Here is a 7,827-nt window from a genome sequence, read left to right on the forward strand (position 1 = left end):
CTGAGCGATGGGCGGTATACAGCATTATAGATACTAGATGGTGGGTCACGGTGGTCAATATATATGAAAGCAGCTATAAGTAAAAATATTCCCATGGCCGCACCTCCGATCGCACTTATCCACGCATTGCGTTTTCGTGCAGTGAGTAACAGGTATATAGCAATTGCAGGGGCAGCCATAGCTGTAGCTCCGTGGACGCCGATGCTTAATCCACCGAGAATTCCGGCAAAAAGGAGAGATCTCCAGTTTCCTTGTTCACGCCATAGCAATATAAATAAAAGAATTGAAAGTGAGAAAACCGAAGAAATTGAATATGATTCAGCAATAATTGCAAATCGCCAAAATAAAGGCATATGTGCTAATGCTAATGCACCAACTAAGGCTCCAACTCGCCAGCGCCCGAGTAGATAGACGATCAGATAAATTTCTGCAACTGCGACAGCTGCAAAAAACGCCGATGCTAAATTGGCTCTATACGCAATGGTTTGAATGGGAATCAGGGTGAAAAGTTTTCCGATTAAAACATGAACGGGATAGCCAGTTGGGTGGGTCATTCCCAGGGTGTAGAATAGGGTTTGAAATTCCGCCGAATCGCTGGTAAGAACCGAAGGTGCTAAAGTGCGAAAATATAAGGCAAAACTCCATATGCCTACAAGAATAGCAAAGAAAAAATCGAGACGTTGGAAGACAGAAGATTTAGTTTCCATGATAATTTTATTGCCTTACTATATAAGCAAAAAAGTTGTGTGAGAATTTATGTACATTGACTTGGCTAATGATTATTATAAAGTATAAAATAGCGATGGGTGATTCGAAAAGAGAAACAGTCTTCAATTAAAAAGTGATGATGTAAATAAAAAAACCAGCCCGATTGGGCTGGTTTAAGAAAGCGGGAGACGGGTATCGAACCCGCGACCCTCTGCTTGGGAAGCAGATGCTCTACCACTGAGCTACTCCCGCATTGCGGACGTGATTATAGTCACGCGCTAATACAATGTCAAGCCTCGCGCTTTAGGAGCCAATTTGCCAGCTCGAAAAGCTGATCGCCAGCTTCTCCCTGTGGGTCAGCCATACGGAGTGCCTTCAAGGAGAGATCGGTCATCTGATCTGCGCTTTGTTGGGCCTGGAGACGCGCCCCTTCTACTTCCAGCAATTTCGACATTCCTGGAATTTCGTCGGGAGTCAGTGGTCCCTGCCGCCATTTCCTGGCAAACTCCCCATTTTTGCCTAGGCCGTATAAAACTGGCAGAGATTTCTTCCCTTCGAGCAGATCGCTGGCGGCAGATTTGCCTGTCAATGCCTCATCACCCCAGATGCCGAGGATATCGTCCTGGACCTGAAAGGCCAGACCGAGATAATGGCCAAAGTCTCTATATGCAGACTGTGTCCCTTCATCCGCGCCGCCGAGAAGGGCACCCAGATGGGTGCAGGCAGAGATCAGCGCAGCGGTTTTGCCAGAGATCATTGACCAGTAGTCGCCAACTTCAAGATCTGTGCGCGTTTCGTAGGAAATATCCAAATGTTGACCGCGCGTCAGATTTAGGCAGGTCTCCTGTAATGATCGAGATCCTCCCATGGCGATCTCAGCAGAGAAACGATCTTCAAGATCTGCCATGGCCAGGTTGGCGATGATCAGCAACCCATCTCCGGCATTGATCGCCTGAGCCGCACCCCACTTCACCCACACGGTCGGACGACCACGTCGTGTTTCAGAGTTATCCTGAATATCGTCATGCAGCAACGAAAAATTGTGGATCAACTCGACCGCTGCAGCAGCAGGCAGGGCATTTTGCCATTCCCCTTTGGTTGCAGCTGAAGCCAATAAAACCAGCAATGGACGAATTCGTTTCCCCGTGGCCTTTGGCCCGGCACCTTCGCCTGTCCAGCCCATATGGTAGGTGAGCATTTCGTGGTAGAGGGCGGTATGCGAATCGTCCAGACGTGCGATCTGGCGGCGAAGTTCAACTTCGATAGCTGTCAATAGAGTTTCATTTAAATTATTCATTAGCATATATTACCGACTTTCCTTATTTTTCTCTCAATCGAAATAGTTGAAATCCTTCAAAACCGGTGGCACCAAGCGTGGCTTTTTCTCGTGCTGTCCACTGGTAGAAAAGGCCCTCCCCAGGATTTTTGGGGTCGTAAAGCAATTCTTCGGTGATGACAAAGCCAAGTTCTTCAGTTTTATGATTGGTAACGGTATACGCCCGCCCTAGATCATCCACGCGTGTCACAGTGAGCATATGTTCAAAATTTCCGCGACTGCCGCTGTATAGATAGAGAAAATCACCAGCTAGGAGCGGGAAGCTTACCCAATCAAAACGATCAAGTGCGATTTTGGTGCGGAAACTTTCAAACCGCTCCTGAGGAAATGTGGCCTTGAGGATCAAGCGGTCTTCATAATTATCTGGATTGAGCAACCAGAAATCATAAGGGATAATATTTTTGCTCAGAATATTTCCACGTTGCAGAATGGCGATGGAAAGAGGTCCGCATATATTGCTGGGATGTCCGTAACCGACGCCGTTGATCTCTTCACCAATTGCTTTGCTGGCAAAATAATCCGGGGCCACAAAATAAAGCGAAGTCAGATGGAGGTAGGCTTGCTCCTCACCATTGAGCGGACCGGTGAGGATGAGCGGCTCGGTAATGATCGTAGCTGTCGGAGGCAGTGTGGTCGATTGTTTTTCCAGCGGAATTAAAGTTGGCGTTGGCGTAGGAAAAAACTCTGGGACTGAAAAAATCGTTGGGGTGGAGAATAGGGTCTGGGCAGGGTTTGCCTGAGCTTCCAGTTGGGGTGGGATGATTGCTTCTTGCGCGGCAACAGATTGAACGTCAGGGATTTGCGCAAATTCCGATATCAAAAATACCCCTGCGAAAAGCAGTGTGCCGATTCCCATCCCGGCAGCTAATCCCATCCCAATATCTTTGAAGGTTGAAGGCATATCGAAAGATTCTACCTGACTTCCTCGAAAAAGACCCTGATCTATTCCTACTAATTTTTCTTTGATGTAAATATATCCGGGAGCTGCGTCTTGGGCGCACGATCACTGGACCAAAATGCTGGCGGTGCCATGATCAGGCTGCACAGTGCCAGGAGGGGTTGATCGTAATTTACACGCCACCCGGCAAAGTCGCGCCAGGCTTGCTCGCGATCTTTTTTCAAGGGAAGATCAGCTTTTTTCAACTGATCCAGCACGTCCAAAAACTCATCGCGGCTGATGCTGATGGGGGTTTGGGGGAAAATCGGATCGAGATTAAGAGGGAGATTAAAATTTTCGGAGATGCTGCGCAGGGAAATGAAACCTGCCCGGATGCATAAGGCAGCCGAGGCATCTGGAGGGATATCCAGTGCAGATAGGGCCAGCGCAGCGGCGTCCAGAACCGTTCCGGCAGCGGTGATCCAGGATTGATCACCGCGGGGCGATCGAAAAAAAACCAGCGCCGGCAGTGTGGAATGGCTTTCTTCGATTTGTGCAAACCAAACCTCCCAGGAACTCCAATATGCGGATAGCCCTTTGAGACCGTGGATGCGATTGAATCGCAAGAGCATTTCAACCGAGGAAGGCGGGTTACCCGCCCGAACTTCCAGCAGGTTGACAAATTCCTCTCGCCGGGAAAAGGCAGCATACATGGTTGGGAGATATGCGATCAGGAGTGCAACCAGGATCAACCCCAGTGTAGCTTCCGAAAAGACCAGCAAATTAACCAGGAAATTACCGGATGTCTCAAAACCCAATGTGAGCAGGGATGAACCGCTAAGTTTGAAGCTGGTATAAATATCCCCTGCGCCGAGGGACCAATACATGGCAGCAAATCCCACGGACATCAGGATATACCATGTCGGTACGAGCATCAGCAATCCGATCGGAGCATAATAGGCAAATAGGGCTTCCTTTTTTTCATAGCCACTGCGCAAACTCATTATTTTCTCAAAGATACGCCGCAAGGTACCAAAGAGAACTCGGTTAAGAAGGCTTTGGGCACTGCGCGGCAAAACGAAGGTCGAGAGCGCTGAGAAAAAGGTGCCAATGACCACGATCAGGCCTAAAATAAAAATGAGTGCGGGTAGGTAGAGGTAGATATCCATATTGAGAAATTATAAAGGATTAAGCCTGTTGCCTCGAGAGAAGTATAATACGAGGAGTATGAATAAATCGCAAAAAATAACTTTTGGCATAATTCTTTCTCTGATCTGTGTTTTAACTTTAGCAATTCTTATGATTGGAAGCCAGGCTTATTCCTCCTGGGCGCAAAAGCCTTTGGGCCCAGTGCTGGATTATCCGACCCCGTGGGATTTTCCTGCTACCTGGACGGTGTTCCCGGGTGAGCCGCAGCCAACTCCGCTGGCTACTGGGACCCTTGCTCCGACCCTGGTTTTTGAAACCGAAACCCCATCATCTCCCTTTTTGCCCTGTAATAATGTACCGCCGATGATCCTTCTCGCAATAGGGAGTGATGCGCGTTCTGACGAATATAAATATGGACGCGCGGATGTAATCCGTGCGATTCGGGTGGATTTTGGTTTGCAGAAAATTACTGTGCTCGCATTCCCTCGTGATCTCTGGGTCAAGATCCCAGAAGTGATCGATAATCTGGGGACAAATCAGCAGAAGCTCAATACGGCCTATTATTGGGGAAACCCCGGATTGCATTATTGGGACCACCCCAGTGAGGGGCCGGGATTATTGGCGCTTACGATGGATAGGAATTTTGGCTTGAAACCGGACCATTATATTGCCGTCAGTATGAACGTTTTTGTGGATGTGGTGGATGCATTGGGTGGGCTTGATATTTATCTCGAGGAGGAAGTTGATGGGCGCTATTCCTACGACCGGAGCAAGCGCCTATATTTCCCGGCAGGCGAGCAGCATCTTAGCGGGGAGCAAGCGTTGACTTTGGCACGTACCCGGAACGTGAGCACCTTTGCGAGGACGGGGCATCAAAACAAGGTGATATGCGAGCTGCAAAAAAAGATCCGGGAACCTGAAACTTTGACGAAAATTCCTGAAATTATAGCCGCCTTTCAGGATAATATTCAAACCGACCTGACGCCCGGGCAAATCAGTCAGTTGGCCTGCCTGGGAACCCAGATTCCAATGCGCAATATCATCTTTTCTTCTTTCCCGCGAAATATGTTCAGATCCGGAACGATCTATGATCCTGTGGGAAAACAGAATACATTTATCTGGAAAAGTGATTTCGATGCGTTAAGAGCCTACGTGGATGAATTTGAAGCGGGGAGATGGCCTACGCTTGATACCTCGTCCCTTGCGACTCCTGAGCCCGGGACGAGTGGGTGTGAGTGAAGTCGCTATTTTATTGCAGACGGGTTTTCTTCGTCATCATCCCAATTGGCTGGATTTGTTTCGATATACAGATGAATTTTCTGCCATTCAGCATCATTACGAATGATGCGGTCGTGGAAGCCACGTTGCCAGATTCGTTTTTGGGAAAATTTTTCGGTTTGATGGATGCGTCGTGATGAAAATGATTTTAAGGCGCGCATGATTTCAGATAGACTATAGTGTTTTGCGGGGATTGTAGGTGCGGGTCTCAGACCCACCCCTACGGTATCTGTTAATATAATCACACCGTGCACATGATTGGGCATCACCACAAACGTTCCCAATTCGACATGGGGATAATGTATTGGTAATTCAACCCAAACCGTTTTTACAATTTTTCCCGCATTATTCAACCGCATGACCCCATCCACCACCTCGCCAAATAAACACACCCTATGCTGGGTGACCGTCGTGATGAAATAAGCCCCTGGTTGGGAGTAATCAAATCCCTTTAGGCGGAGGGAGTTTCGGCGACGTGGTTCTGTATTTGCCATCGTTGAGGCGACCAATGCGAGGATATAGTAAAAATATCTTATCTCAATTTGTTGCTTAGCAAAGAAAGATGGGGTAAAAACCAAAACGGGTCGTCCTTTATGAATGATGTGATATTTTTCCCGTTATCTCTTTCAAACTTTCAATGCCCACCGCAAAACTTGTCACCTCAATTTGCCTTTTCGTCAACTCAATCAAGTTCACTACCTTCTCAGTTGAAATCGCTGCTGCCTTCAAAAAAGACCCAGCCATACCACCCAGAGATGCGCCCAGTGCAATGGATTTGGCAATATCGAGGCCATTCTTTAAGCCGCCGCTGGCGAAGATGGTCAAGTCTGGAGCAACCTTTTTTACATTCAAAATTGAGTCGGCAGTGATGATGCCCCAGTCGATAAAGGTGGCGGCTAGTTGCCTGGTGAACTCATCCGGCGCACGGTGCATCTCAACCTGTGACCAACTTGTCCCACCTGCACCGGCCACGTCGATGGCATCCACGCCGCAATTGTTTAAGAGCCTGGCTGTTCTTTCTGATACGCCCCAGCCTACTTCCTTGACGATGACGGGTACTTCCAGCTCATTGCAAATATCTTCGATCTTTTTTGCCAGCCCGGAGAAATCTGTATTCCCGCCCGCCTGGACGGCCTCCTGCAGGGGGTTGAGATGGAGGATCAGCGCATCAGCTGTGATCATCTCAACGGCGCGGCGGCATTCGTCGATGCCATATCCATAATTCAGTTGGACAGCGCCGAGATTGGCGAAAAGCAAAATATCGGGTGCCACATCACGACAAATTTTGAAAGTAGGGATTTGCGAAGGATCTTCAATGGCCGCGCGCTGAGAGCCGACTCCCATGGCGATACCAGTCTCCTGGGCGGCCTCCGCCAGACGTGAGTTGATCTCACCGGCCTCCTCGGTTCCGCCAGTCATGGAGGAGATCAGAAGCGGGGCCTGGAGATGTTTGCCGAAGAGTGGCAAGCTGAGGTCCACGTCTGCCAGCGAAATTTCGGGGAGGGCCTGATGGATGAAATGGTAATTTTCCAGCCCCGTTGTCTGCGCAGAGCGGACGTCTTCTTCCAAATTAATTCGGATATGGTCGGATTTGCGTTGGTCAATTGGCGCAACTTTTGGCATGAGGTAGTGTTCCTGTCTGTGAATTAACATTGGCTTGACACGCTCGTCAGAGCGGTTACAATAAGCCGGAAAACGAATTAGACCTATTCAGGAGGACGACATGGCTGATACTTTCAGCGAAATTAAAGATATTATTGTAGACTTGCTTGGTGCCGACGAGGATAAAGTCACTCTCGAAGCCAGCTTCCGTGATGACCTTGAAGCCGATTCCCTTGATCTTGTAGAATTGATCATGGCTTTTGAAGATAAATTTGGTGCCGAAATTTCGGACGAAGATGCCCAATCGATCACGACCGTGGGCGGCGCGGTCAAATACATCGAATCACATAAATAGATTATACCGCTCTAATCGAAGACTACAAAAGAGAGGCTGCCTGTAGTAAATGGAGGCTTCTCTTTTATAGTGTATTGAGATCATTTCTTTCAATATTCTGTACAGGAACGGGTTCCTGGTTTTTAAAAAGGAATTATTGGTTATTGGCAGCAAAAACTTGACCCTGTCATACCCCTGTGGTAAACTATCGTCCGTTAGATGGTCCCGTGGTGTAGCGGTTTAACATGCGGCCCTGTCAAGGCCGAGATCGCGGGTTCAAATCCCGTCGGGACCGCAGAGCGTAACAACGCAAAAACCGGCTCTCAATGAGTAAATCATGAGAGCCGGTTTTTGCTTTTAAGTCAACTCCGGCTAAAGGAAGTTTTTTATGTCAGCCGGAGAAACAGCACCCGTCATCCCTTGGATGAAAATCAAGTTATTGACTGTGCCTCAAGTAGCAAATTGCCCGTACCGTGCAAAAACCTCATCCGAAGTATTTTACTCTAGAAAACGGTTATATTCGTCCGGTCATCATCTGTTGGT

8 protein-coding genes and 2 tRNA genes are annotated in these 7,827 nt (G+C 48.3%); 3 read left to right on the forward strand and 7 right to left on the reverse strand.

Annotation, left to right across the window (positions count from 1 at the left end):
• From AC3DOM_RS13380 to AC3DOM_RS13400, 5 genes are all read right to left on the reverse strand, one after another.
• Window positions 1-707 (reverse strand): protein O-mannosyl-transferase family (locus tag AC3DOM_RS13380; RefSeq protein ID WP_487919549.1); only part of this gene is annotated, 707 nt, incomplete at its 3' end.
• A gap of 181 nt (window positions 708-888) precedes the next feature.
• Window positions 889-960, reverse strand: a tRNA-Gly gene (locus tag AC3DOM_RS13385).
• Between the two features lie 37 nt (window positions 961-997).
• A complete protein-coding gene (locus AC3DOM_RS13390; protein WP_487919550.1) occupies window positions 998-2,005 on the reverse strand; it encodes a polyprenyl synthetase family protein in 1,008 nt (335 codons plus the stop codon).
• Between the two features lie 22 nt (window positions 2,006-2,027).
• Entirely contained in the window at window positions 2,028-2,945 is a 918-nt protein-coding gene (locus AC3DOM_RS13395) for a hypothetical protein (protein ID WP_487919551.1), read from the reverse strand.
• Window positions 2,946-2,995: 50 nt separating this feature from the next.
• Window positions 2,996-4,090, reverse strand: coding sequence for a hypothetical protein (locus AC3DOM_RS13400; protein ID WP_487919552.1), 1,095 nt, complete (start codon window positions 4,088-4,090; stop codon window positions 2,996-2,998).
• Window positions 4,091-4,148: 58 nt separating this feature from the next.
• Here AC3DOM_RS13400 and AC3DOM_RS13405 point away from each other — a divergent pair, with 58 nt between their 5' ends.
• Window positions 4,149-5,309, forward strand: coding sequence for an LCP family protein (locus AC3DOM_RS13405; protein WP_487919553.1), 1,161 nt, complete (start codon window positions 4,149-4,151; stop codon window positions 5,307-5,309).
• A 5-nt stretch (window positions 5,310-5,314) separates the two neighbouring features.
• On the opposite strand, the gene AC3DOM_RS13410 is transcribed toward AC3DOM_RS13405, so the two are convergent.
• A complete protein-coding gene (locus tag AC3DOM_RS13410; protein ID WP_487919554.1) occupies window positions 5,315-5,842 on the reverse strand; it encodes a transposase in 528 nt (175 codons plus the stop codon).
• A 97-nt stretch (window positions 5,843-5,939) separates the two neighbouring features.
• Window positions 5,940-6,971, reverse strand: coding sequence for a type 2 isopentenyl-diphosphate Delta-isomerase (fni, locus tag AC3DOM_RS13415; RefSeq protein ID WP_487919555.1), 1,032 nt, complete (start codon window positions 6,969-6,971; stop codon window positions 5,940-5,942).
• A 100-nt stretch (window positions 6,972-7,071) separates the two neighbouring features.
• Between fni and AC3DOM_RS13420 the strand changes: the two genes are divergently transcribed.
• Both AC3DOM_RS13420 and AC3DOM_RS13425 read left to right on the forward strand, forming a co-directional pair.
• The gene (locus tag AC3DOM_RS13420) at window positions 7,072-7,305 is read left to right on the forward strand and encodes an acyl carrier protein (protein ID WP_487919556.1); all 234 of its coding nucleotides are present in this window, start codon (window positions 7,072-7,074) and stop codon (window positions 7,303-7,305) included.
• 200 nt (window positions 7,306-7,505) lie between these two features.
• Window positions 7,506-7,579 (forward strand) — tRNA-Asp (locus AC3DOM_RS13425).
• The last annotated feature ends 248 nt before the right edge of the window (window positions 7,580-7,827 follow it).

The organism is Candidatus Desulfolinea nitratireducens, from assembly GCF_982879505.1.

Bases quoted from the DNA above. Each gene is read 5' to 3' on its own strand.
- AC3DOM_RS13390 (WP_487919550.1), bottom strand. From the start codon at position 2,005: ATGAATAATTTAAATGAAACTCTATTGACAGCTATCGAAGTTGAACTT.
- AC3DOM_RS13395 (WP_487919551.1), bottom strand. From the start codon at position 2,945: ATGCCTTCAACCTTCAAAGATATTGGGATGGGATTAGCTGCCGGGATG.
- AC3DOM_RS13400 (WP_487919552.1), bottom strand. From the start codon at position 4,090: ATGGATATCTACCTCTACCTACCCGCACTCATTTTTATTTTAGGCCTG.
- AC3DOM_RS13405 (WP_487919553.1), top strand. From the start codon at position 4,149: ATGAATAAATCGCAAAAAATAACTTTTGGCATAATTCTTTCTCTGATC.
- AC3DOM_RS13410 (WP_487919554.1), bottom strand. From the start codon at position 5,842: ATGGCAAATACAGAACCACGTCGCCGAAACTCCCTCCGCCTAAAGGGA.
- fni (WP_487919555.1), bottom strand. From the start codon at position 6,971: ATGCCAAAAGTTGCGCCAATTGACCAACGCAAATCCGACCATATCCGA.
- AC3DOM_RS13420 (WP_487919556.1), top strand. From the start codon at position 7,072: ATGGCTGATACTTTCAGCGAAATTAAAGATATTATTGTAGACTTGCTT.